This is a genomic window from bacterium (assembly GCA_036504735.1).
Lineage (GTDB): Bacteria > Electryoneota > RPQS01 > RPQS01 > RPQS01 > DASXUQ01.
This window is the reverse complement of the sequence record DASXUQ010000008.1, coordinates 96024-120376: the sequence shown is the minus strand read 5'-3', so window position 1 is coordinate 120376 and position 24353 is coordinate 96024. Positions and strand designations below refer to the sequence as shown.

The following is a 24353-nucleotide window of genomic DNA, read 5'->3' as shown; positions in this document are numbered from 1 at the left end:
CTTTATGATGCCGATGCGCCCGAGATCCGCTCTGGTTCAAATACGCTCCGTGGACCAAGGCTTTGATTGGTTGATTTGAAGACCCTGTTCGCGAAAGTGGCCTATATCCCCCACGCTGTTTTCCGATGTCAACCGCTGCCCAAAAGGGTCAGTCTCGCTAACTTCCGTTGGCGTCTATGTTGCCCGAGTATCGCAGACCCTGTTGCCAGCCTTACTATAGTCGGCATACTCGTTGCTCTACTGATGGTGGGGCCGATGAAGCGAAACAAATCTCAATTAGTATACAGTAAGGAGACAGTCATGGACCGAAACACTAAGAACGCAAGCATCCTGATGCTGTTGATGGCGGCCACCGTGCTGCTCGTCATCGGATGCTCGACGGAAAACAGCCCGCTTGGTCCGGCGGCAAGTCCGGCAGAACATCAGATCGCTGCACAGACACCGGCCTATCAGTATCCGCCCCTGACCGATGAGTTGCTCTCCAAGGCTCCCGCAGGCTTCCGCGTCCTGTCCACCACGGAAACCGCCACGGACGGCTGGTGCGACTCCATCTCTACGTCGCGCCTCTGCCGTGACGATTGGACACAGATTGTGCCCCTCGGCACTCTGGTCTCCGTCCGGGTTTCGCGCGGTGACTTGAGTTCCGACACCACGATCAGAATCGTCGCCCCGCGCGGATGTGTTGCGGCGGCGGATTTCTACCCGCACCCGTATCACTTCAACGGCACGGTGGAAATTACCTGGAACATCCATTCGCTGAATCTGCCGCGTGACTATGACTATTCGCGGATCGTCCCCTGGTATGTAACCGAAGCCGGCGAGTATGTCGCCCTGCAGTACACCTGGATCGGCTACCACGACTATCTGGTCGTCTACACCAACCACTTCTCGCGCTACATCCTTGGCGGACCGGCAGAGTAACCACGGAGTCCATGCATGATCAATCCCCAGCGGCGGGCCTACGAAGGCCTGCCGCTCTTTCTCATGGGCACGCGAACTCATCTTGCTTTCCAATGTGCCGATGTTTATATTGGAACAGAGTCGTGATTATCTGATCGGCAACAGCAAAGGGAGGGAACAATGGACAAGCGAGTCTTATTTCTCGTGCTGTTCATCGTCTTTTGCGCAGGCGTGCCAGCCATTGCACAAACCTGTCAAATCCAGAACAGCGGAACAACAGATGACTTCAAAGGTGTCGCGTTTACCGACAGCCTGCATGGCTGGGCCGTCGGCGGCGGAAACAACGGTGGCAGCATTTTCTGCACCACCGATGGCGGTACAACGTGGAACCAGCAGCCGCTGCCCCAGCAGGAATTCGGCTTATACCGGGTCGCGATGTCCAACCCGCAATTCGGGTGGGCCGTTGGTATGGAAGGAACCATTCTTCATACCAGCGACGGACATACATGGGAACAACAGGATCTCGGCATAACTGCCGGATGCTTGGATGTAGCCTTTCCCAACGACAGCACAGGCTGGATCATGGGTGGAGCCTTGGAGAACGGTTGGGATGTGCGGCGCACCACAGATAGAGGTGCAACATGGGTCGCTCAACCGGTTGGACAGGTCAGCCACCAAAAAGGGTTTGTCTTTGCTGATGCTACCACAGGCTGGATGGTAGGATATTCCGGTTCCATTATGCGTACGACAGATGGCGGCAGCACTTGGGAACAACAGCCCTGCGCCAACACGGGGTATCTTTTCGATGGCGCGTTCACAAACGCCAATACCGGCTGGGTTGTGGGTTATGAAGGTGCCATCCTGCACACGACAGACGGTGGCGACACGTGGATTCAGCAGACCAGCGGCTCGACAGCTTACCTGTCCGCTGCCGCCTTCACCGCCAACACTACAGGCTGGGTGGTCGGCGATGGGGGTACCATTCTGCGCACGGAAAACGGCGGCGACACGTGGGAGAATCAGCCCAGCGGAACGACGGCCTTTCTCTCCGATGTCACCTTCCTGAATAACGGCATGGGCTGGGCCGTCGGCAGTAGCGGCACAATTCTCCGCTACACTCCGCCGGCTCCCGATCAGGTGAAGAGCGCAACCGCCATTCCCGGCGATTTCTTCCTCGCACCCAATTTCCCCAATCCCTTCAATCCCGGCACCACGCTGCGTTTTGGCGTGCCGCAGGCCGCCGACGTCTCCCTCGAGGTGTTCGATATGCTGGGCCGCAAGGTTGCCACACTCCGTGACGGCATTGCGCAGCCCGGTGTCCACTCGGTATCATGGACCTGCCCGGGCTGCGCCTCAGGAACGTACCTGGCGAGGCTGCGCTATGCCGGTCGCACCTTGCAGCAACCGATGCTGCTGCTGAAGTAAGCCGCCAATCACAGGTCGTTTTTTTCAGGGCGCACCACCGTGCGCCCTTTCTTATGAGCGATCTTCCTCCGCCGTCTAAATCTGCTCGTCGCCGTGAATCCGTCTTCCGCGTTTTGGCGTCTGGACGGCTCGGTCACGATTACCTCATCGTCTACACCAGTCACTTCTCGTGCTACATTCTCGGCGGACCGGCAGAGTAACCACGAAGTCCATACACGACCAATCTCCCGGCGGCAGGCCTTCATAGGCCTGCCGCCTGCGCTCCGTACAGTCCCGATTCAAAGATCTTGAATGTGGGCATTCCCTGCCAACAAGTTAGCTGCTATTTACTTCTGGGACAGTTCCGAATATCCCACATCCCTGCCATTCGGATTATGCAAAAAAAAACGTAACATAAACCTGACCCATTACAAGTCTTGACAATTCCAATATCTGGTGGTATATTGATGCAATTTTATAATCGCAGGGAGTCCTTTCATGTATTTCCGAAGAACCGCATTGTTATTGTTGCTTACTGTCTGCTCCGCCGTTCAGGCTCAAGATAGCCTGAATGTGCGTTTGTTGGGGCAATTGGCGCTCACGGGTAACGCCGTACATGTGGCCGTTGCCGGGCATTATGCCTATATTGTTCAGAGTTACTTATCAGGAGGTCTGCGAGTTATTGATATTAGCAATCCGTCGATCCCGCAGCTCGTCGGTGCCTATTACACCTCTGGCCTTACATGGGGAATAGCAGTCAGGGACTCGGTAGCGTTCATGGCCGATGGGTATGGTGGATTGCGAATCCTCAGCATAGCCAATCCTGCGTACCCGGTTCAACTTGGTAGGTATGATACTCCAGGTTTCGCATACAATGTTTGTGTTTACGGCAACAGCGTCTATGTTGCCGACTACAACAGCATGCAGATTCTCAACATCTCGAATTTGGCCGCGCCCACATTCGTTGGCTCGTGCCCTACAGGACAGGTAACTGGGATAGCTGTTGTGGGAAATATCGTGTATGCAGCCGATAATTTTCCTGAAATCGGCCTTCGCATCATTGATGCCACTAACCCGGCTGCTCCGCTACAGACAGGCCGTTATGGTGATCGTGGCGCCGTAGCAGGTGTCGCTGTGGTCGGAACACTCGCTTATCTTGGGGCTGGCGATTACGGGCTGACTATTGTGGACGTGTCCAATCCGGCTGCACCGCGAGAAGTTGGTCACTGCGACACCCCCAGCATTTTAGAGGATTTGGTCATACAGAGCCATTATGTCTTCGCGGCTGATGCACGCGGCGAACTTCGGATCATAGATGTGGCCGATCCCTCCCATCCAATGGAAGTCGGATTCTACAATATGTCATACGATGCACGGGGAGTGGCCGTCTCCGGCAACACTGTCTACGCCGTTGGCAACGACTGGTTTCGCGCTTACGATTGTTCCGCCGCTCTCAGCAACGCTCCATCATTCCGCGGATATGTAGAGTTGACACACTCCGGGCCACCGAATTGGGGCTACCAACTCGACTGGGAGGCCGGAGCAATCAGCCGATTGATATTCACGCATTTTTGCTCCGGAACCGTGGGCTCTGTAAGCGGTGCTGCGGCGTCGAGTTGGTCAATAATGAATAACGGTGACGGGAATGACGGTGATTCGATCATTTTCATCACGACCCAACCGCTCGCAAGCGGCACCCTTGGCACATTCTGGCTCGCACATCCGTGGTGCAGCGACTTGGTGCAGTATTGTGTCGGTGAGTATTGCGAGGACATAGACGGACCATTGCCCGTTGAATTGCTCTCTTTTATTGCGGTGCCTGGAAACTCCGAGGTTACTCTTTCATGGCGAACCGCATCCGACCGAAACAATAGGCGATTCGAAATCTCTAGGGACGATGCGGTCGTGGGATTGGTCCCGAGTGAGCACAACAACACGACTGGACATAACTATGGGTGGACAGACAGGCATCTGACCAATGGCCGAGCGTACCATTATACTCTCTGGGCTGTGGATGTGTCGGGACAACGGGAGGAATTGGCCCGCGCCGATGCCACTCCGAGATGGGACACAGGTACGGCGATTTCGACGTACGCACTCCATAGTGCATTTCCCAATCCTTTTAACGCTGAGACGACCATTCGCTTTGAAGTTCCGGTTCGCGCCGCAGCCAGACTCGCCATCTACAATTTGCTGGGCACGAGGATTGCGACTCTGGTGGAGGGAATTCAGCAACCCGGAGAGCACTCTGCCGTTTTCCATGCCGAGAACCTCCCAAGTGGAATTTATGTGTGCGCACTTGAGACTGATTATTTCCATGCCACGACGAAAGTACTCCTGATAAGGTGACGTCTGTGGCACCTATCTTCTCTTCTCCAAGGGGCGCATACTATCTATGCGCCCCTTTATTGCTCCTTAATCTTTTGGCTCTTCTGCAATCTCCTTCCGAAACGCCGCCGCGTATCCCAACTCTCGCGCACCATCATCCTTGGAGATATACCCCGCGCGGACCTTCTTGTCCACCGTGTCGAACTCCACCGAGTGCGCCTGCATCCGCGAGAGCAGGAACGGATCCTGATTCGGCGCAAAGACGTGCTCCGATCTCACCGGAATCCCTTTCATCTTCAGCTCCGAATTGCGCAGCCAGTTGCCGAGTGATGCTCCAAGGTTCTGCACGCTGTCGACGATCTGCATCAGGAGGTTGAACTGCGCTTCCACCCAGTTCTTGGTCGTGCCGTGGGACCGTCCCAGCACCCACGGGAACAGCCGCAGCCCCGTCACCACGTCTTCGATCACCTGCTCGCGGTTCAGCCGCCAGGTAAAGTTTCGGTTCATATCGCCGCCGATAATACTCACCTCCACATCGTCCCACGTAAAGATGTTGTCGTCCGCTTCCAGCCGCGTGAACTGCTGCACCGTGTCGTCGAAGTAGCGGTTGATCCGCGCCTGATATTCCTTTTCATTCTCGTGCGTCTGCGCCTTGGGTGGACGGATCCTTACCTGCATGCGCGGCGTGCCCGCGTTGCGTGCGCTGCGCGCCATGTCCGAGAGCATCGCTTCCTGAATCTGCGCCACAAACGGAATGGAGGCAAAGGGCTCGATCCCGCGCGGATTCATGATGTCCGCCCCCAGCGTCGCAAAAAAGAACCGGTCGGGATTGAGGTAGATCCGGTTCTCCTTGGCGTTCGTGCGCAACGGATTCTCCGGCTCTTTCAGGATGTACGGCTTCCAACGGCCATCACGCTCCCACTGAATCAGATCCGGATCCAGCGTGCGGAAATAGTCGATCCCGCTCCCGTCCGGCAGCGGGATAATCTCTCCGGCAAAGCTCCCCACGGTAAACAGCTCAAGGAAAAACTGCTCGGTAAGCTGCTTGATGCCGTCGCGCCGGATCAGCGGGTTTTCCAGCAGCCGCTTCTCCAGTTCGTCGAGCAGTTTGATCGCCCTCGCCTTGTCGCCTTCACTGCCTTCGAGGCTGTAGCTCTGAGGTGTGGCGCACAGATGCACCCACGACCACACCGCCGCCGAAATGATCGGCACATGATCCCGCAGATAGCGGTAGAACTCCGCGCGGTTGGTTCCCATCCACACAAAGTCCTGCCCATCCAGTGTGGTGGTAAACAGATTGGATGACACCGTCGGCTTTTCCGTGGCCGGCGCCGGATTCCCACGCGGAAACGGCACCCGGTTCGACGGCGCCCGCTTCGCTGTAATCCGTGGCGGCACCAGCGGACGCTGAATAACTTTCTTGAAGAATGGTAGCATAAGAACTCCGAAGTTTGAGATTTCCAAAAACCCGCTTCAGTTGCGGTAATTCTGGTCCATCGGGCCTCCCGGCCGCATTGTCGCCTTAAACCGCTGCCCGCAACCTGAAGAGCGGTATCTTTTCTTCCCGCCTAAGCGCCAGCAAGAGGCATCTCCCCCGCCAAAAGATGGGCAGACTATGCCCATTCCGGAACGGCCACCAGCTCTAGGATAACAACGAGCACAGAGCATTAACTTATATCATCAAATCAGACCGTGATTTCGAGTCGGCAACGTGTGGCATCTTTGTATTATCTAAACTCTTTTGAATAGTAGTGATACAGTCACAAATCCGTCGCTGAACCCCCACCAATTCTTGCTTTTTTGTAAATACTCTGTTGACAATCCTATTTGGCTTGCTTATTTTTAGACATGATATATCCGCTTATCCAAATTAAGAGAGGTTGGAATGAAGAGATTTGTAATTTTGGTCGCTTTGGTAGTTACAGCAGTGTGTCTGGCCTATGCGGCCAGCGACACACCTCAAAACCGGGGAGCTATCTTATCACCCCTCGCGGAAATTCAGCAACTGCAAGCCCGCATCGCGGCGGCGAAAGCCACCGGCCAGACTCCCGATCCGGCATGGACCGCGCGCATCGATGAACTCCTGCCCCTGACCGGCGCGGAAGCGACCACCGTCCCTGTCAATCCTCAGTCTCTTCGCACCGACCCTCTGTTCACCACTCGCACAACCATGCCGTCCGAGCGGCCCAGCACACCGCTCGAGCAGCAGATCCGCGCACTCGAAGACCAGCTTTACTCGACCTCCGGTGCCATGCCGGTAATCAGCAGCAGTTTAAAAGATCAACTGAATGCGCTGTATTCCCAGCGTCCGGAAAACCGGATCCATAGCGCGCAGACTCCCCAGCGGCCCAATACCGCTCTGGAGCGCCAGATTCGCACGCTTGAAGAGCAGCTTAACCGCGAAGGCGCAGCCGCTTCGACCACCATCAAGCAGCAACTCAATACCCTCTACGAGCAGCGCCCGGAGAACCGTCCCCGCCGCAATCCCCTCGATCAGGGCGGCGACAACTGCTCCAGCGTCACGGTCATCGTCGGTCTGCCCTTCTATGATTCCGGAACCACGGCAGGGTACACCGACGACTTCCAGCCGTCCTGTGGCACTGCGGCAGGTGCACCGGATCTTATCTACCAGTTTACAGCTATCCATTCGGGCCCGCACGACTTTTCGTTGAACGGCAGCTCGTTCGATACCGAAATCTACGTGCGCACCGGCGGCGCCTGCCCCGGCACTACCGAAGTCGGTTGTAATGATGATTACTTCGGCCTGCAGTCCTATCTGAATCTGAACCTCGTTGCCGGCCAGACCTACTGGGTGATTGTAGACGGGTTCTACAATTACAGTGGCTCATATTCCCTGGCAATCCGGGATCTGGTCGGCGACAACTGCTCCTCGGCCATCAACGTTCCCGGCGTCCCTTACACAGACTACGGCAACACCTCGGGGCTGACCGATGATTTTCAGCCCACCTGCGGGTACGCCAACGGCGCTCCGGATGTGGTCTACACCCTCACCCCGCTGTACACCGGATCCTATACGATTTCCCTCTGCGGCAGCTCGTTTGACACCGAACTCTACGTGCGCACCGGCGGCGCCTGCCCCGGCACCACGGTGCTCAGCTGTAACGATGACGCCTGCGGCCTGCAATCGAGTCTCGTACTCAACCTGACCGCCGGCACCACCTACTACATCATCGTCGACGGCTATAACGCCAACGCGGGCGCCTATGTCCTGAACATCACCGACGATTGCTCAGAAGCATGCCAGGCCGGCGACTTGCTGGAAGCCGCAGAGACTCCGTCTCCGACCTTCGGCGCCACCGATCCCGATGGCGGCTGCAACAACACCGGCGATTGGAACAACCCGCCCAATCTGTTTGGGTATGTCTTCCCGTGGCAGGTTTACTGCGGCAGCGCATTCACCTATGTATCGCCAACCAACGCGGGTTTCCGTGACACGGACTGGTACCGCTTCACCCTGAGCGAAGCCTGCTCTCTGCAGGTCAATGCCCTCAGTGAATTCCCGATTACATCCTACATCTTCGCTGCGAACTGCCCCGCAGGCGCAATCCTCGCGCAGGGTTCGGCTATCCCCTGCAGCTTCATGTCCTACTCCACCGGGACCTGTCTCCCCGCTGGAGATTACTATTTGTGGTTCGGCCCCAGCGTCTATTCCGGTCTTGCCACGCCGCGCGCCTATCGCTTCGCCCTGCTCACCTATCCCTGCTCGGGTTGCTACACCGACGGCACCTACATGGCCCCGGTCAGCATTACGGGCAACACCTGCGGCGCGGTCAACAACTGTTCGCTGCGTCCCAGTGAAGATCAGAACTGGCGCATCAATATCCCGCGTGAAGCCGACTGGACTTTCTCCATGTGCGGCACGTCTCCCAACTGGGACAGCTACATCTACCTCACCAGCTCCTGCTGTAACGGGATTATCGCTCAGGATGACGACGGCTGCGGCGGCGTGGGCGTCTCCACCATTCATTGCGTTCATCTCCTGCCCGGCACCTACTATCTTAATGTGGAAGCCTACAGCTCCGCCTGTGGCTCCTACACGCTGAACATTACCGAGTGCACGGGCAAGTGCTGCTACGGCACGCTGCTCGATCCGCAATGCCAGGATGGCATCACCAATGCAGCCTGTCAGGCACTGAGCGGTGTCTACACCGAAGACGCCACCTGCGGCACCACGGCATGCTATCTGCGTCCCAACTGCGTCGAAGGCAGCCAGTTCAGCCAGCGTCCCTTCGTTCCCACGGAAGGCTGGGGTGGCTACGCCAGCGATGTCGCAACGCAGTTTGCCAATTATGAGGACTTCTCCGGCGTCGCGAATCCCATCGGCGAAATTCGATTCTGGGGCTTCCGGGCCAACTTCAACAGCGGCAACGCCCCCTGCGGAGAAGATCCCATGCCGTTCCACATCCGCTTCTACCAGAACAACGCGGGCAACGTCGGCGCTCTCGTGGCCACCTATAATGTAACCCTGAATGGCACGATGGGCTACACCTACGGCTCCACATATCCGTTGTTCGAGTATTCCGCTACACTCTATCCGGCGGTGAATCTCGCCTCGGGTTGGGTCTCCATCACCGGCGATGGCGATCCCAATTGCAGCTTCTTCTGGGCCACTGCCAATTCCGGTGACGGGACCGCGTGGCAGTATGTGAACAACGTGCCGGCAGCCATCCCATTGGACTTCGCCATGTGCCTTGGCGTCGGTTGCCCCACGGCGACCTCAGTGACCGCCGATCTCTTCACCGACGGCGTGAGCATGCGTGTTGTGTTCAACGCACCGCAACTGGGCCTCTATACGATCTGGGGCACCACAAGCCACACGGCGTCATTCCCCAGCACGTTCGTGCCGCTCGCATCCGGCTCGGTGGGTGCCATCGGCTCCTACTATTGGTTGGATGGAACGAGCGCACCTTACAAGCGCTACGCCATTACCCGCCAGTGTGGCGAACTGCCGCCCGGACTGCTGAATCAGCCGAGTCCCTTCCACTCTGTATCTATGGATGTTGAACACGCGGCACAGTAGCGGCTCATCACGCTAAAGCACCTCACTCGGGGCGGGCTCTTCCAAGGGCCCGCCCTTTCTTATCGACCCACACCGCACATCCTTGGTGCATAGGGCATCTCATCTGCTGTCGATTCGTAGTTCACAAAGAAGTAGCGCAGCGCGTCCATGCTGTGATCGCACAGCCCGTCCTTCACTGGCTCGTCTCCCGTCGGTGCCCAGCGGTAGCGGCCAAAATCCGCAATCAGGTTGGTGCAGCGCGGCGAGATCCTCAACCGCACCCGTTCGCGGCCATCCGTCAGCATCGATTTGACATATTCCACTCCCGTTGCAATTCGCGACGGCCGATTCCGCACTTTCAACCCCGCTCGCCGCAGAATATCCACCGGGGACAATCCCGTATCCTGCTTTGCCTCCCCCGCCGGATCGCATGCACTCCACACCATGTCGTTCTCCGCCACCCCGTGGGCGAAGTCGATATTCCGGATCGCAATCACCATCTCTTCTGTGGTGCGGTCAGAGCCCTGCCACTCGTCGAACACGATGAACTCATCTTCCGGTGTTCTCTGTATCCATAGCACAAACGGATGCCGGTAGCCGAAGTCTATCGTGCGGTACAGATCCCACTCGGGCCGCACCGTCCACTCTTCCGCCAGAATGTGCTTTTGCGGATCGAACTCGCTGTACACCAGGTCACTCATGCTTTCGAAGGAGATCTCCTGCTCCAGCCGCCACCGCGTCTGCGACAACCCCGCCGCCGCCATCTGCTTCCACTCCTCCGTCTGCCGCCCCGGATGATCCAGATAGTGCACCCGATGCACATGAAACGGCGAGCCCGGTGCGCTCCCATTCGTCCTCTTCTCCTCCTTCCCTATCTCATGGAGAAAGAGAGGTCTGGTCTCGCCGCGCGGGGTGCCCTTACCCCGTGCGGCAGAATCATCCAGTGTAGCCAGCACGAATCTCGCAAACAAATTATTCGCTCCACCCGACGACGATACGCCTGCAAACGTCCCTCCGCTATCCAGCGCCGGCTTCAGCGCCGCCCAGATCTGCTCATCGTACGGTGTGAAGGCCATCTCATCCCAGAACACACCGCTGGGTGAATACATGCGCGGCCCGTTCGCCGATGCCGGCAGCGACAAAATCCGCGCGCCGTACTTTCCGAAAGCAATCTCCTCGCGTGAGTTGACGGTAAGCCTCGGCTGCATGTACGGCGGCAGGTGACTGACAATAAACCGCGCGCGGTCAATCAGTTCCTCGGCGCAGCGCTCATTGCGCGAGAGAAACAGATACAACCCCGCGTCGCGAAACAGCGCCCGCCACACGGATAGCGCCACCATCGACCATGTCACTAGCATCTGCCGTGATTTGGGCACCAGCAGCAACCGCTCCTGCAATGTTGCCTCCATCAGATCGTGCAGGTAGGGATAATCCGGAAAGGCCGCCACACCGCGCGCCGGATCCTGCGTCTTCACAAACTCCGTCAGAAATGCCCAAGGGTCCTGCGAGACCCGGATCATCGTATAGAAATCGGAGGCTTTCATAGATCTCTCATTTCGCATTCATCGTGTGTGATCCGGCTTATCCGAAACGCTTTCCTGCAGAATCTTCAGCGCCTCTTCCGCCGTCAGGGCCTCCGGATCGGCGCCCTTCTGCTTCAGCATGACATCGAGGTAAATCTTCGCCGCGGTTGTGTTGCCGTCTTTCATGGCAAGCTCATAGAGCTTGTCTAATAGATCCTTGACCGGATCCGCCGCCTTCTTCTTCACACCCTTCCGTGGCGTCAGCGATTTGGCAGTGTGAGTCTCGATGATGCGCTTAGCCATTGGTGTGCCGCTCCGGAGCATGCATTGGAAAGCGGTCCAGATAGGGCCGCAGCGTCTGCCACGCTCTCGATTCATACAGCGTGGACAGGTTTTGCCACTCCTTGGCCCGTCCGCTGGCATCCGAACTCAGGCGTCGCCCCAGCGTTTCGGTGGCCATGTCACGCGCCACCACGGAAAGCACCAGCAGCGTGGTTCCGGTCTGCAGACCCTGTTGGGTTGAATTTGCATTGTAATCCGTCGAAAGCGCGCGCATGATCAGATCTTCCGCCTCGACAATCGCCTGGCTGATGAGCTCATCGGTAACGCTACCAGCGGCAACCGAATAGTCCACCAGCACGTCCGCACCGTCCGGAATCGCGCTTCCCGCCCGGCGCCGCACTGTGCCGCGCACATAGTCGATTTCGAAATCGCTGCTCGCGCTGTAGATCGTGTACCGTCCGTAGTACACGTACACCGGCTGATTGTTGGGAATGCTGCCCCCGGGAACACGGTACAACGATCCTGCACTGTAGCTCATCTTGTAGTCGATCTCCTCAACATAGACCGTCGCCAGAGTGGCGCTGAGAGCCACCACCACGCTGCCGGGCACGACACGGTCCAGGGCCAACCGCGTCTTGTCATAGTCCGTCAAGACCACGGGACCGTCACAATACGGCAGCACGGTCGCATCCAGTTTCACGGCTCCGCTGGACTCCACCAGATTCTGGTGCGGCAGCATCACCTCGCTCTCGCCGCTCAGCGTCACCGGTACATTCTCGATTATCAATGCACCCGCGTCACTGGACAGCAGATGCTTTTTCACGATAGACAGGGTTGTAAAGGACATGGTAAGACCTCAGGACAGAATAGGGTGAGTGTTCAGAACATCAAACCAGCGGCCACGGCTCTCAGTCGCGGATGAGCATGAATTCCACGGTCGCAAACAAGGTGGAATTGAACGGCACTCCGGTCAGCAGCAGAGTGCTGCTGCTGCCGTTGATACGCACCCGGACGGTGTAGTCGCTGCCGGTGCTTTGACAGTAAACCGAAATCCGGTCGCCGGCGCTCAGGGCAAGTTCCGTACTGTCTGTACGCAAGGTCGTACCATCCCACACCGTCAGACCCGTAACAAATCCGTGGCGCGTCACAGGAAATCCTGTGCCGCTCTGACCGCCTGCCCCGTTCAGAGTGATGGACGCGGTGGTAACGGCTCCGGAGAACGCCATCGTCGAGATCGGCGCCCGCGCCATCAAGTAGGATTGTGTATTATTCACCATGGCTGGACTCCATGTATTTTCGTTTTGGCTGTTGATTTTTTAGCTTTTTGGATTTTGCCCCGCCGTCCTCCGCCCTTTGTCTTAGAGTAGCCCCTGACTCCAACGAGTGGGGATTAATGGGCGGAGGAACGGCGAGGTTCAAAGAGATGCGTGTGTTCTGCGCCGTCCCCTACCGGAGACTGCCTCAGGTGCAGAAGACGCCCCTACAGCTACTGCCTGCATGCAGCTTTCCTACGACACCAAGCAGCGATACGGGTGCAGGGTCGCCCCTGCTTAGTAGTCGCTCAAGGCAATCGCGTCATCCACCATGATGGTATAGACGCTCTCCTTGGAGATCACCGCTGATTCGAGTTTCTGCGAGATCACCTTCTCCGCTTCGATCAGCAGCGGCTGCGCCACGGACTCGCGGATCGCAAAGCGGTGGTCGAGGGCCGCAAACTTGGTGGCCGTCGCGCCCGGACACACCACCAGCCGGGTGTTGATCGGCAGGAAGGTCCGATAGTCACCGCTCTGTGTGAAGACCTGATGTCCCTGAAAGGCCAGCGGATCCTGGAACTCGGAGATGCCGAGGATCTTCTCGATGTCCGCCTTGGAGCCAAGAAGATGCGTCATATGGGCCGGACCCGAGAACGCCAGCGCGAGGTGCACGAGGTCGCCATAGGTGAACGTCCCCGCCGTGCCGTTGAAGCTGTTGGCCGGCGCAGGCGAAGTGCCGTCGCCGTTGAGAATAATACTGTAGATCTCATTGATCTCATCAAAGGCCAGTTCCGCGCCGATCCAGTTCAGGAACACGCGGAACTCCGCCAGTTTCTGGTTCTTCAGCACACGGTACGAGAAATCGAACTGCCGCCCGCGGTCCACCATGGCGGCGTCTTTCTCGCGGTACATCAGCTTCACTACCGGGTAGTCGCTGGCTTCATTGCGGCGGGCGAGAGGCTTCTTGGCCAGGTCCGTCTTGATGTAGATCGGCTTGACCGAAGGTCCACGCTCGGGAACCGAGGCCGCCACCAGTTCGGAGGGATCCTGAACCATGCGGTAGCCGCGCTGAATTTCGCGGCTCACATATTCGGGCGCGAGGATCATTCCCGCGCCGCTGAGAAACTGTTCCAGCGAGGTTGCGCTGCGTCCGCTCACAATCACGTTGGCCAGATAGAGTTGCCGCTCAAAGGCGTCCAGCGGGCAATCGAGGGTGCCGTCAGGCTTGCGCGGCGACGGATCCATCTCTTCGAGCAGTTCGGAAAGCGACAGTCCGCGTTCCTGCGCTTCGGCGTACAGCGCCAGATTCGCACTGCGCGAGTGATCGTTGATCTTCTCCCGCAACGGATACGCGTTGGAAAAATCGAGGGTCATAGGTACCTCAAAATGTGAAATGAACAACTGTTTGTAGAGGCGGGTTAGGCAGTCCGCTACCCACCCGCCTTGCCTTCATCCTTGCTTATGCGTCCAGCAGCACGTCGCATGTCGTATCGGTGGTATTCACCGCCAGTACCAAGCCGCGATGCTTGGTGCCGCCGGCGGGAACGTCCGTTGCCGTCGTGGCCTGCCGCACCCTGCCCGCACCGTCCACTTCCACCTTGTTGCCGATCACCGGAGTGGTCGCCACGTACTTGAAGCGGGCCACGCCCGTCACCTGGACCGTGCATAGAGCGGGAATCGCCGTGCCCGCCTGCAATTCTTCTGAGACCTTAACCACCTTGCCGATCAGCCGCCCGCCCGCGGTGCCCATCCCGACCTTGTTGTCGCCGGTAATCACCGCGGCGCACAGGCCATTATCAAGATCCGTCAGCGTGAAGTCCTGGTTGGCGGTGGCGTCCACCTCGAAGGTCAGCAGCAGATTGGCCCCCGCTCCGTCATTGGTCACTTTGTAGGTTGTGGTCATACCTGTTCCTCTCTTTGTTTGGGTGGGACACGGCATGCCGTGTCCGGTTGGTTGGTGCGAGCATTTTACACACATGTTCAACACCCATAATATACGATCTGACCCAGCCGATCACAACACCGTTTTCCAAAATGTCACAACCTACAGATTATCAGCGATGTAGATTAAACGTATGTTCAATTCAAGTGTAGAGTAGTCCGCTGAATTTTGTGCGCTTACCAAGATCGCACCTTTTCCCTCAATCTCGCCACGCCGTCCCCAAATGAGGCCAAAGAGAGGCTGTCCTCGCCTCTCGTCCTCCTTTCTGCGGGAGCTAAGTGCTTAATTTTTTACTGCGAAATGAACTGCGCAGCCGTGCCCGTCGTCTCCACCCCACTGGCCAGCACGCACTGTGTGCCGGATTCCCCGGATGCACCACGCTTCCCCCAATTAACTAGCCAGCACGCTCCCGCGTGCTGGGGGCGAAGGTGTGCTTTGCCCTTGTTTTCCCCCGCAAGACTATTTCGACGCCGAGCAGGCGACCCGGGTGCAGGGCCACCCCTGCGGGGTCACCCCTCGTGGAACATTTATTCTTCCGAAGTGTTATATTGTGACATGAACAGGAAGACTACTATGAAAGAAACCATGACCAATCCGCCTTCTCCCGAGAAGGTGCGCGAGGAAATTGCCGAATTTCTGAAAAGCAAATATGGCAATGCCGTCGCCGTGGCCGATGTGGATTTGAACATCCCGCACGAAGGCACCGAAACCTCGCACAACTCCTCGCTGGATCAGATAGATTTTCAGCTCAAACCAACCGAACTCGAAGCCTACCTGCAGCAGTATGTGCTGCATCAGACCGAGGCCGTTGAAATTCTCGCCACCAAGATCTGCACCCACTATCACCGCCGCAAATGGGAGATGGACCATCCCGACCGCGAGACGGCTGTGGGCCGGATCAAGAGCAATATTCTGATGATCGGCCCCACCGGCGTCGGCAAGACCTATCTGGTCAAGCTCATCGCCGACAAAATCGGTGTGCCGTTTGTCAAAGGTGATGCCACCAAGTTCTCCGAAACCGGCTATGTCGGCGGCGACGTCGAGGACCTTGTGCGCTCGCTGGTGCGCGAAGCCAAGGGAGATATTTCCCTTGCTGAATACGGCATTATCTACGTCGACGAAATCGACAAGATCGCATCCTCCGGCAGCATGTATGGCCCAGACGTCTCCCGCAGCGGTGTGCAGCGCGCACTGCTGAAACTGATGGAAGACACCGAGGTGGATCTGCGCACGCCGCATGATCTGGCCAGCCAGATGGAAGCCGTGATCGAGACCCAGCGCACCGGCAAAGCGGAACGCAAGAAGGTCTCCACCAAGAACATGCTCTTTATCGTCTCCGGCGCCTTCGGTGGCTTGGCGGAGATCATCCGCCGCCGGCTTGCCCGCGGTGCCATGGGCTTCCGCCGCGCCGAAGAGATTCCCGTGGTTGATGAAGAAGTCATCACCCGTGTCACCACCGGCGACTTCCTCGAATACGGTTTCGAGTCCGAATTCGTGGGCCGTCTGCCCGTGGTCGCCCAGCTCCGTGAACTATCGGAGACCGCCCTGTTTGATGTGCTGAAGAATCCGCACTCGGCGGTGGCGCGCGGCAAAAAGCAGGACTTCGCCGCCTATGGCGTGGACCTGAACTTCGATGATGATTCGCTACGGGAAGTCGCACGCCGCGCTCACTTCGCGGGTATCGGCGCGCGCGGTCTAACCTCCGTGCTCGAACGCTCGCTGATGCGGTTCGAAAAGCTGCTGCCGACCTCTTCTGTCCGCAAACTGACCGTGACACGAGACTTGATCGTCCATCCGGAGAAGGTCGCGCAGGAGTTGCTGACCAAGGATGCCGTCACCCAGTTCCAGCGGAAATTCCTCGAGCGCAGCAGCCTGATTCTCGAATTTACCCCCGAGACCTATCCGTGGATTCAGGAACACTTCGGTTCCGATCTGGCACACATCACAGACCTGCTGATGCAGATGTTCCAGAACTATGAATACGGCATGAAGCTCGCCGGTCTGACCAATCTGCGCATTACGCCCGAGATCCTCGCCTCCCCCGATGCCTTCCTGGACCAGATGATCAAGACCGTCTACAAAGCCAAGGATGACGAAGCGTAGCGCATCGCTTGGCTCCTGTCCGAATACAAAGCGGGTGACCCCATCGGGTCACCCGCTTTCTCTCGTCCTGCAATCCGTCCACATCTACGGCCTTAGCGGCCTTTCCTCGGGAAGTCGAAATGCGGACAGTGCCGTCGTCTGAAAAGTCACCCGGTAGAACTGCCGCGCCGCCACACTTGCCGCGCCCACATCGGTGTAGGATTGTGCGGTCGTCGAATCCACCAGTGCGTAGCTTCCGTTCATGGCCGCTGCGCGGTAAATCTTGAACTGACTCGCTCCCGCGCCCGACTGCCAATTCAACACAATATCATTCCCCGCCGAACTGATCACCAGCACCGGCCCCACGATCAGGGAATCCGTCGTGGACTGAGACCACCGCCCAAGGTCATCCCGCGTGCGGAAGCCCACCTGATAGAGCCCCACCGGAAGTCCCGTCAGCACCGTGCTCACACTCTCCTGTGGGCTGTTCCATGTGCTGTCAGTGGGCAACGGAATGACCACACCGTTTCCCGGGCCGGGATCCGCATTCACCCAGTATTCTGCCGCCGTGATCGTTCGCGTCTGCGCCGTCCCAAACGGGGACGTCACAATCACAATGGCCTGCGACGGCTGCCCGCTTCGCCCCACGTCATCTCGCGCCCGCAGATTCAGCCGGTGCAGACCGATGGAGAGATTGGCCGTAGCGAGGATCTGATTGAAGCTCACATTCGGCGCGTCCGCCACGTCCAGCGTCGTCGGTGAATCCGTGTCGAACCAGTAGTCCAGCAACGTCACCTGCCGAACAACAACCGGGTTGGTAGAGGTGACCACGAAGAAATTATCCGAAAATTGAGCCGTGCGACCTCCGCTGTCCGTGGTCCGCACCCGCAGCCGGTGCAATCCCACCGGCAATCCATTCGTTGCTACAATCTGATTCAGCGTAATTATCTGACCATCCGTCACGTCCACCGGCGTGGGAGCACCGTTGTCCACCGTCCATTCGAACTGCGTGCAAACGATAGGTGTGGGCGGCAAACCCGGGACAATCACCAGCAGCGCCGGACTGGGCATCCCCCAGCGCTGCGTCGTGTCCGTGCGGCACCGGATATTCACTCGATACAGCCCCGGGGCAAGGCTTCCCGTTCCTGCCGTAAAATTCGCCGCCACCTGCGGCGCGGGAGAACCGACACTGATAGCCGTGCCGTTGCCCGGCCCCGGATCCGCTCCCACAAACCATTCGCACTGCGAAATCCTCTCGGCAAAAGCGGCGGGCATCAGGGCGGCAATACACAGCGCGGAAATAACTATGCTCTTGATCATGTGCCTTCCTCGCGGTTTAGTATTGCGGCCCAACGCGGCCAATGGCCGTCGCATTCACAGGAGTGCCCTGTCCAACCACATTGGGGCTGAGCTGGATATTCACCGCCCACGGATAGTTGGGCACGCCGTTGTCCACCAGCGCTCGCGGCCCGCCATACACGCCAAAGTCGGACCGAGAACCGTCAATGTCCGTCAAGCCCGGATTGCCCGTGTTGATCAGATTCGACCCGCCGATCAGGTGCAGATCCGATGTCCCGATCACATAGTTTGCCGTCCCATCATAGTTCACAAAAGGATTGCCCGCAATCACCACGCCATTGGTTCCGGGCACCGCAGGTCCGCTCGATGCATTGTAATCGAAAGTGCTCGCCGGCGGGAAAGTGCCGAATGCCGGAGATGCATTCCAGTCATAGAAAACATTGTTGATTGCAATAACCGGCTGCGCGCCGGTTGCCACATTGAACACATTCTGGAAGTTCAGGAAGACACAATTGTATAATTCAATTGTCCCGATTCCAGCCACAGCATTGATCGCCACGGATGCGCCGTTCACCGCCGGGGCAAGCACCACGTTGCGCAGCAGCAGTGCCGAGCCCGCCGTGGTGATATTCACGGCAACTTGAGAGGTCGTCAGCGTGATGATGCCATCCTCCATATATAGCCGGCCACCCTGCAAAGAAATAACCGGCGTCGAGCCCGTCGCCCGCATTATGCAGCGGCGGATCGTGATCGAGTCCGCACTGCTGTTAATGTTGATCGGAAAGAAATTCGACTCCCAGCGCAATCCTTCAATCGTGGTACCTTTAGAGGCTGCACTGTTGATGTTCCATTGGCTCGATGCCGTGATGATCGTCTGATCCCATCCTGCGCCGATCCAGTTCAAGCGCTTGCTGGTGGTAATGCCGCTACTCTCAGTGTAGGTGCCCAGACCGATCAGGATCGTGTCTCCACTGACGGCCGCCGCCTCCGCCTGGCTGGGCAGTGTGTACTGCCCCCCGCCCGTGGCCGACACATAACGCGTCGTTGCCCACACCGGCACCGCCGACACCACGGCCAACAACATCGCTGCCCACAACGTCAAGCATGTTCTCATCATTTCCGCCTTTCATCTTTTGAAACAGAGTCCCAAATAACAAAGAAGACACGAGACTCCAATATAGGTATCCTGCCGTGTGCATACAATGATTGCACTTATACTCACAAAGATCACCTGACATATTGAAGCTCCGTCTGATACACTTCGTCGCCGCAAATACCGTGTGCTACTTTGCACAAGAGGCCGCGTGGCATTCGACTGGAGTACCTTCTTCATATTCATGCGCTTCTCGTTGCTCAGTTATCTTTCCAGTTCCTCGAGGAACCTCCACTCTGAACGTGAGGTAAAAATGAAAAGGGTGCGCAATCACGACGGGGCGACGAACCATATCAGAGAGGAAGTCTGACCATGTTTGGCATGAACAAATCACGGCGGTCACGCAGAGGCTCGGCCATGAAAAAGGTTGGCATGGGTCTGCTGGCGGCGGGTGTCACAACGGCGGCGGTCTACGGCGTGCGTGCGTATATGCGCTGGCGCGCGAATCGTGGTGAAGAGGAAGGTATTGATATCGTGGAATGAAGGCCCTTTGAGCGCCATGGTTTGACAGGATCCAAAAGCGGGTTGTGCTTACAGCCCGCTTTTTTGTGCTTTGCCTCTTGCAATTCAGGATGGAATCTCCTAACTTAAGATGGAAACTGGAAGAATGGCGGATCAAGGAAAACTAAGCACATGAATTCTGGCAATTCAGGCGACGATCTCTTTCAGGATGCTGCGGTGCCCACTCCCGATGCGCCGCTCGCCGAGCGCATGCGGCCCAAGACTCTGGCCGAGTTTGCCGGGCAGGAGCATCTGCTCGGTGAAGGCGCGATCCTCTCCCAACTCATCGCCGGGGGCACGCTGCCCTCCCTGATTTTCTGGGGTGAACCCGGCACGGGAAAAACCACTCTGGCCCGGATTCTGGCGCACTCCTCCAACTATGAACTGGTGCAGATATCTGCCATCACTACCGGCGTTCCCGAACTGCGCAAGATTCTCGAACGCGCGCGCCGCTCCGCTGCGCAGGGCCGCCGCACCCTGATGTTCGTGGATGAAATCCACCGCTGGTCCAAATCGCAGCAGGACGCGTTGCTGCACGCCGTGGAAGACGGCACCGTAACCCTGCTCGGCGCCACCACCGAAAATCCGTCCTTCGAAGTCATTTCGCCGCTGCTCTCACGCGCCCGCGTGCTGCGGTTTCAATCCCTTACCGCCGACCAGTTGCGCACGCTGCTTTATCGCGCCCTCAAAACCGACGTCAAGCTCAAAGAGAAGCATATCGAGATCACGCCCGAAGGCGAGACCGCGCTGCTCGCCCTCTCCGGCGGCGACGCCCGCGCGCTCTACAATGCCCTTGAGCTGGCGGTAAACATCGCGCCGCAGAGGAAGGAAGGCGTGATCATTGACCAGAAGCTCATCGAGCACAGCGTCCTCAGGCGCATGCCGATCTATGACAAGAAAGGCGAGTCGCATTACGATACGATTTCGGCCTTCATCAAGTCCGTGCGCGCCTCCGATCCCGATGCCGCCATGTACTATCTGGCGCGCATGCTCTCCGCCGGAGAAGACCCGATGTTCGTGGCCCGCAGGCTGATCATTCTGGCCAGTGAGGACATCGGCAATGCCAACCCCAACGGCATCGTCATCGCCGTAGCCGGGCTTCAGGCCGTGCATGCTATCGGCATGCCCGAAGCGCGAATCATTCTGGCGCAGGTCACCACTTACCTCGCCTCCTCCCCCAAATCCAATAAGGCCTACATGGCGATCACGCAAGCGATGGAAGCTGTCGACAATGAAACCTTCCCCGCCGCCGTCCCGCTGCACTTGCGCAATCCGGTTACCGGCCTTCTGAAGACCGAAGGTTACGGTGAAGGCTATGTCTATCCCCACGATTTCCCCGGCCATTTCGTCGAATCTGACAACCTCCCCAATCCCTATACCAACACCATCTTCTACGATCCTTCCGATCAGGGCAAAGAGCGCGATATCGCCGAAAGGCTAAAACGCTGGTGGACCAAGCGCCGGCAGGGGTAACCCCTGCACCCCAACGCTATGCGTTGGATCACTGGTCGCCTGCTCGGCGTCGTAGGGATTCTACATGGAGACGAGGTAGCTGCCTGCTCTGCTCCCCTTTCCCTATTTCATGGGGAAAGGGGTGGGGGGATGGGGGTCTGCCAGCACAATCTAAAGAGGATAGGAATCTGCCGTAGGGGCACGGCATGCCGTGCCCGTCTGCCCGAGCCCGCCCGCCCCCATATTTCCGGCACACTTTTCGCCACACAAAAGGGATACGCGAGCGTATCCCTTTTTTACATCTCATCCCTATGAAACACTTCCTGCTCCTGAGCGCGCTTCTGTTCTCCTTGGCCGCCTTTGCCGCGCCCCAAAGCTACAAGCAGATCGCCGAAGACGCCATCAAACGCGGCGACATCGCTAAAGCCACGGAGTTCTACCGAAAATGGACCGAGGCCGATCCGACCGATGCCACCTCGCTTTACAACCTCGCCTGCTGTTATGCCCTCGCCAAGCATCCCGATGAGGCCCTCGCAGCGCTGCAACGGGCTGCCGCCGCAGGGTGGAGTGACGCTGGCCATACATCCGAGGATCCCGATCTGGAGAGTCTGCGCACCCGCAAGGATTTCCAAAGTGTCCTCGAGCAGATCGCAGGCAATGCCTCCTCCCGCAGCGGAGGGTATATTGTGCATTCCTGTGCGCAGGAGCGGCTTGGCGAGTACGTGGTGGTGCTCCCCGATTCCTATGACCCCAACCGCAAGTACGAGCTTCTGATTCTGCTCCACGGCTACGGCCAGAGTCCGCAGGAGTTTGCCAAAGCCGCACAGATGATCAACACCGAAGATTTCATCTATGCTGTCCCCCAAGGCCCCTATACCGCGCTGGATTCGGACGGCAAAAGCTACTGCTTTTTGCGGGAACTGGAGAATTACCGGGAAGACACGGCCTCCATTGCACAGGCCGCAAGCTGGGTGATGCACGTGGCAGATGACGTCATGACGCGCTATCCCATTGCGGACAAACGCGTGTGGCTGGCCGGATTCAGCCAGGGAGCGGCGCTGGCACACATCACCGCCGCGCGCTATCCCGAACGTATCGCCGGCTATGCCGCGCATGGCGGCTATATCATCAAGGGTGCAATTTCCGATAAGCAACTTGCCGCCGAAAAGACGCAGAAGGTCCGCGTGCTGATCACTCATGCCGAGGACGACCCCGCTGTGGCTTACATGGAGGGCGTGTACGCGTCCAACATGCTGAAACAGTCCGGCCTGAATGTCACCTTCACTCAGCTCGGCACCGGTCATGCCTTCGATTCCGCCGTCTGCGCCAAAATCGCCGATTGGCTCAAAGCAAAATAGGAAATAGGAAAAATCGTCTTGCTCTGGTTTCCTATTTCCTATTTCACATTTCCTATCTCCTATTGTTCCCCGACAACACAAGGGCACTCTTTCGAGTGCCCTTGCTGCTTACTTAACGCTTCCGGCCGCGATCTGCTCCTGCCGGGGCTTTCAGCCCCTGGTCTCTTTGATCGCGGGAAAGGTCAGTGTAACTCTGGTGCCGACGCCCCACTCCGAGTGCAGATCCAGCTTGGCGTTGTGGATTTCCGCAATGTTCTGCAAAATGCACATCCCCAGCCCTGTGCCGCCCGACTCCGGACGCGTGGTGAAATACGGTTCAAAAATGTGCGGCAGAATTTCCGGCGGAATGCCGCCCCCCGTGTCCTCCACCACCAGTTGCACCTTGCCGTCTACCCACTGGGTACTCAGCGTCAGGGTGCCCCCGTCTTCCCTGTCCAGAATCGCATAGGAGGAATTCAAAAGCATGTTGATGATCGCGCTCTCCAGGCCGTGCGCGTCGCCCATCACCCGCGGACAGGTATCATCGAGCGACAGTTCGAGGCGGTAGATCGATCCCGGATCGGGCGAGAAATTCTTGAGCTTGCCCGTGGTGCTGTCCATGAGTTCCACGGTCGATCGCACGAGCCTCGACAGGTCCACCGGCTCAAACTCCGATTTGGCCGGCTTGGTCAGGTGGCGCAGGTTCTTGGCAATCTTCTCAATCCGGCCCGAGAGGGCGGCGATGGTTTCCAGATCCTTGTCGATCCCGCCTTCCAGCGACACGTTGGCGCGCTTCAGCCGCATGCCCAGCAGTTCCACCCGCCCTTTCACCGGCTGCAGGCTGTTGTTGATCTCATGCGCGATGCCGCTGGCGAGCTGGTTGATGGTCGAACGCTTCTCCGATTCCACCAGTTTCCGTTCCAGTTGCTTGCGCGCGGTAATGTCTTCAAGGATTACGCCGATGCGCACGCCGCTTTCCAGCGCGCGAAACACGTGAAAGAATGAATAGGTCAGCGTGCGGCCGCACTGTTCGAAGACGGTATGACAGACCTCATCTTCCTCCATGAACGCGTGCATATCCGCCAGCATCGAGAGCATCGTCTCTTCGGACAGGCTGCCGCAGGCGCCGATCTGCGTCCCCGGCGCTAAGTGGCTGCATCCCATCAGGGCCGACGCCTGCGGGTTGGCGTACTCGATGTGCATCGCGTCATCGAGAATGATAATCCCGTGTGGCTGGCTGCTGAGCACCGTATTCAGATATTCCTGCAAATCACGGTAACGCGCTTTAGAGGCCTGCTCCGCTTCGATCAGCCGCGCGTTTTCCAGCGCCACTGCGGCGAGCTGCACAAAACTTTCGAACAGCACCAGGCTGGCCTGGTCGAACACGCCGGCCAGGCGCGAGGTGTCCACATAGGCGGCGCCGAGCAGTTTGCCCTTGGCCACCAGCGGCGCGCCCATCACGGAGCGCACCTGCATTTTGGCGATAGATTGCTGCTGCGTCAGATCCGACGCTCCCACCACGTCGTTGATCAGGATCGGCTCATGGCCTTCCAGCACGCGGCGGAGCACGGTATGCGAGGCCGCCTTCTCCGCATTGGCGATCTCCCCGCTCTCCATGTTGCGCGCCACCTCGAAACTCCACTCGCCCCGTTCGTTCACGAGCACCAGAAACCCGCGCTCTGCCCCGGTCAATTCAATGGCGGCGCTCATGGCGCGGTCAAGTATCGTGGAGGTAGACAGATCCCGGTTGAGATCCTCCACCAGCGAAGCCAGTTTGGTCAGGCCCAGCTCTTCGCCGCCCGCGCCCTCCTGAGTTCCCTCGGGTTCTGCGCCGGACGTGATGTCATCCAGATCGTCGAAAAAATCATCCGACACGT

Annotated in this window: 18 protein-coding genes; 8 read left to right on the top strand and 10 right to left on the bottom strand. The window is 58.2% G+C overall.

Annotated elements, in window-relative coordinates; translation table 11 throughout:
* Nucleotides 1-300 precede the first annotated feature (300 nt).
* The 3 genes from VGL38_06570 to VGL38_06560 all read left to right on the top strand — a co-directional run bounded on the left by VGL38_06570 (nucleotide 301) and on the right by VGL38_06560 (nucleotide 4653).
* Nucleotides 301-921 carry a hypothetical protein gene (locus tag VGL38_06570; protein HEY3295082.1) on the top strand — a complete coding sequence of 207 codons (621 nt, stop codon included), beginning with the start codon at nucleotides 301-303 and terminating at the stop codon, nucleotides 919-921.
* Between the two features lie 159 nt (nucleotides 922-1080).
* Nucleotides 1081-2325, top strand: coding sequence for a YCF48-related protein (locus tag VGL38_06565; GenBank protein ID HEY3295081.1), 1245 nt, complete (start codon nucleotides 1081-1083; stop codon nucleotides 2323-2325).
* Between the two features lie 477 nt (nucleotides 2326-2802).
* Nucleotides 2803-4653, top strand: a complete 1851-nt coding sequence (locus VGL38_06560) for a T9SS type A sorting domain-containing protein (GenBank protein HEY3295080.1) — start codon at nucleotides 2803-2805, stop codon at nucleotides 4651-4653.
* 66 nt (nucleotides 4654-4719) lie between these two features.
* On the opposite strand, the gene VGL38_06555 is transcribed toward VGL38_06560, so the two are convergent.
* Nucleotides 4720-6069, bottom strand: coding sequence for a hypothetical protein (locus tag VGL38_06555; GenBank protein HEY3295079.1), 1350 nt, complete (start codon nucleotides 6067-6069; stop codon nucleotides 4720-4722).
* A gap of 448 nt (nucleotides 6070-6517) precedes the next feature.
* Between VGL38_06555 and VGL38_06550 the strand changes: the two genes are divergently transcribed.
* Nucleotides 6518-9673 carry a hypothetical protein gene (locus VGL38_06550; GenBank protein ID HEY3295078.1) on the top strand — a complete coding sequence of 1052 codons (3156 nt, stop codon included), beginning with the start codon at nucleotides 6518-6520 and terminating at the stop codon, nucleotides 9671-9673.
* A 59-nt stretch (nucleotides 9674-9732) separates the two neighbouring features.
* Here the strand turns inward: VGL38_06550 and VGL38_06545 are convergent, their stop codons facing one another.
* From VGL38_06545 to VGL38_06520, 6 genes are all read right to left on the bottom strand, one after another.
* Nucleotides 9733-11196, bottom strand: a complete 1464-nt coding sequence (locus VGL38_06545) for a hypothetical protein (protein HEY3295077.1) — start codon at nucleotides 11194-11196, stop codon at nucleotides 9733-9735.
* A gap of 18 nt (nucleotides 11197-11214) precedes the next feature.
* Complete coding sequence (locus tag VGL38_06540) at nucleotides 11215-11478, bottom strand: hypothetical protein (protein HEY3295076.1); 264 nt, start codon at nucleotides 11476-11478, stop codon at nucleotides 11215-11217.
* Nucleotides 11471-12304, bottom strand: a complete 834-nt coding sequence (locus VGL38_06535) for a hypothetical protein (GenBank protein HEY3295075.1) — start codon at nucleotides 12302-12304, stop codon at nucleotides 11471-11473. The genes VGL38_06540 and VGL38_06535 overlap by 8 nt, the downstream gene beginning before the upstream one ends.
* A gap of 61 nt (nucleotides 12305-12365) precedes the next feature.
* Complete coding sequence (locus VGL38_06530) at nucleotides 12366-12734, bottom strand: hypothetical protein (GenBank protein HEY3295074.1); 369 nt, start codon at nucleotides 12732-12734, stop codon at nucleotides 12366-12368.
* 273 nt (nucleotides 12735-13007) lie between these two features.
* The gene (locus tag VGL38_06525; protein ID HEY3295073.1) at nucleotides 13008-14084 is read right to left on the bottom strand and encodes a hypothetical protein; all 1077 of its coding nucleotides are present in this window, start codon (nucleotides 14082-14084) and stop codon (nucleotides 13008-13010) included.
* A gap of 85 nt (nucleotides 14085-14169) precedes the next feature.
* The gene (locus VGL38_06520) at nucleotides 14170-14613 is read right to left on the bottom strand and encodes a hypothetical protein (GenBank protein HEY3295072.1); all 444 of its coding nucleotides are present in this window, start codon (nucleotides 14611-14613) and stop codon (nucleotides 14170-14172) included.
* A gap of 612 nt (nucleotides 14614-15225) precedes the next feature.
* Here VGL38_06520 and VGL38_06515 point away from each other — a divergent pair.
* Complete coding sequence (locus VGL38_06515; protein HEY3295071.1) at nucleotides 15226-16755, top strand: AAA family ATPase; 1530 nt, start codon at nucleotides 15226-15228, stop codon at nucleotides 16753-16755.
* Between the two features lie 84 nt (nucleotides 16756-16839).
* Here the strand turns inward: VGL38_06515 and VGL38_06510 are convergent, their stop codons facing one another.
* Together VGL38_06510 and VGL38_06505 are read right to left on the bottom strand one after the other, a co-directional pair.
* Nucleotides 16840-18054 carry a hypothetical protein gene (locus VGL38_06510; GenBank protein HEY3295070.1) on the bottom strand — a complete coding sequence of 405 codons (1215 nt, stop codon included), beginning with the start codon at nucleotides 18052-18054 and terminating at the stop codon, nucleotides 16840-16842.
* A gap of 16 nt (nucleotides 18055-18070) precedes the next feature.
* On the bottom strand, nucleotides 18071-19150 hold the full coding sequence (locus VGL38_06505; protein HEY3295069.1) for a hypothetical protein: 1080 nt from the start codon (nucleotides 19148-19150) through the stop codon (nucleotides 18071-18073).
* A 393-nt stretch (nucleotides 19151-19543) separates the two neighbouring features.
* Here VGL38_06505 and VGL38_06500 point away from each other — a divergent pair, with 393 nt between their 5' ends.
* From VGL38_06500 to VGL38_06490, 3 genes are all read left to right on the top strand, one after another.
* A complete protein-coding gene (locus tag VGL38_06500; protein ID HEY3295068.1) occupies nucleotides 19544-19669 on the top strand; it encodes a hypothetical protein in 126 nt (41 codons plus the stop codon).
* A gap of 150 nt (nucleotides 19670-19819) precedes the next feature.
* The gene (locus VGL38_06495) at nucleotides 19820-21160 is read left to right on the top strand and encodes a replication-associated recombination protein A (protein HEY3295067.1); all 1341 of its coding nucleotides are present in this window, start codon (nucleotides 19820-19822) and stop codon (nucleotides 21158-21160) included.
* Between the two features lie 290 nt (nucleotides 21161-21450).
* On the top strand, nucleotides 21451-22497 hold the full coding sequence (locus VGL38_06490; protein ID HEY3295066.1) for a PHB depolymerase family esterase: 1047 nt from the start codon (nucleotides 21451-21453) through the stop codon (nucleotides 22495-22497).
* A gap of 150 nt (nucleotides 22498-22647) precedes the next feature.
* Here the strand turns inward: VGL38_06490 and VGL38_06485 are convergent, their stop codons facing one another.
* Nucleotides 22648-24351 (bottom strand): ATP-binding protein, encoded by a 1704-nt coding sequence (locus tag VGL38_06485; GenBank protein HEY3295065.1) that lies wholly within the window; start codon nucleotides 24349-24351, stop codon nucleotides 22648-22650.
* Nucleotides 24352-24353 lie beyond the last annotated feature (2 nt).

Excerpts from the sequence above, each read along its gene's own strand:
- VGL38_06500 (HEY3295068.1), top strand. The coding sequence starts at position 19,544 with ATGAAAAAGGTTGGCATGGGTCTGCTGGCGGCGGGTGTCACAACGGCG.
- VGL38_06495 (HEY3295067.1), top strand. The coding sequence starts at position 19,820 with ATGAATTCTGGCAATTCAGGCGACGATCTCTTTCAGGATGCTGCGGTG.
- VGL38_06540 (HEY3295076.1), bottom strand. The coding sequence starts at position 11,478 with ATGGCTAAGCGCATCATCGAGACTCACACTGCCAAATCGCTGACGCCA.
- VGL38_06565 (HEY3295081.1), top strand. The coding sequence starts at position 1,081 with ATGGACAAGCGAGTCTTATTTCTCGTGCTGTTCATCGTCTTTTGCGCA.
- VGL38_06490 (HEY3295066.1), top strand. The coding sequence starts at position 21,451 with ATGAAACACTTCCTGCTCCTGAGCGCGCTTCTGTTCTCCTTGGCCGCC.
- VGL38_06525 (HEY3295073.1), bottom strand. The coding sequence starts at position 14,084 with ATGACCCTCGATTTTTCCAACGCGTATCCGTTGCGGGAGAAGATCAAC.
- VGL38_06560 (HEY3295080.1), top strand. The coding sequence starts at position 2,803 with ATGTATTTCCGAAGAACCGCATTGTTATTGTTGCTTACTGTCTGCTCC.
- VGL38_06555 (HEY3295079.1), bottom strand. The coding sequence starts at position 6,069 with ATGCTACCATTCTTCAAGAAAGTTATTCAGCGTCCGCTGGTGCCGCCA.
- VGL38_06530 (HEY3295074.1), bottom strand. The coding sequence starts at position 12,734 with ATGGTGAATAATACACAATCCTACTTGATGGCGCGGGCGCCGATCTCG.
- VGL38_06535 (HEY3295075.1), bottom strand. The coding sequence starts at position 12,304 with ATGTCCTTTACAACCCTGTCTATCGTGAAAAAGCATCTGCTGTCCAGT.
- VGL38_06510 (HEY3295070.1), bottom strand. The coding sequence starts at position 18,054 with ATGATCAAGAGCATAGTTATTTCCGCGCTGTGTATTGCCGCCCTGATG.
- VGL38_06550 (HEY3295078.1), top strand. The coding sequence starts at position 6,518 with ATGAAGAGATTTGTAATTTTGGTCGCTTTGGTAGTTACAGCAGTGTGT.
- VGL38_06545 (HEY3295077.1), bottom strand. The coding sequence starts at position 11,196 with ATGAAAGCCTCCGATTTCTATACGATGATCCGGGTCTCGCAGGACCCT.
- VGL38_06570 (HEY3295082.1), top strand. The coding sequence starts at position 301 with ATGGACCGAAACACTAAGAACGCAAGCATCCTGATGCTGTTGATGGCG.
- VGL38_06515 (HEY3295071.1), top strand. The coding sequence starts at position 15,226 with ATGAAAGAAACCATGACCAATCCGCCTTCTCCCGAGAAGGTGCGCGAG.
- VGL38_06520 (HEY3295072.1), bottom strand. The coding sequence starts at position 14,613 with ATGACCACAACCTACAAAGTGACCAATGACGGAGCGGGGGCCAATCTG.
- VGL38_06505 (HEY3295069.1), bottom strand. The coding sequence starts at position 19,150 with ATGATGAGAACATGCTTGACGTTGTGGGCAGCGATGTTGTTGGCCGTG.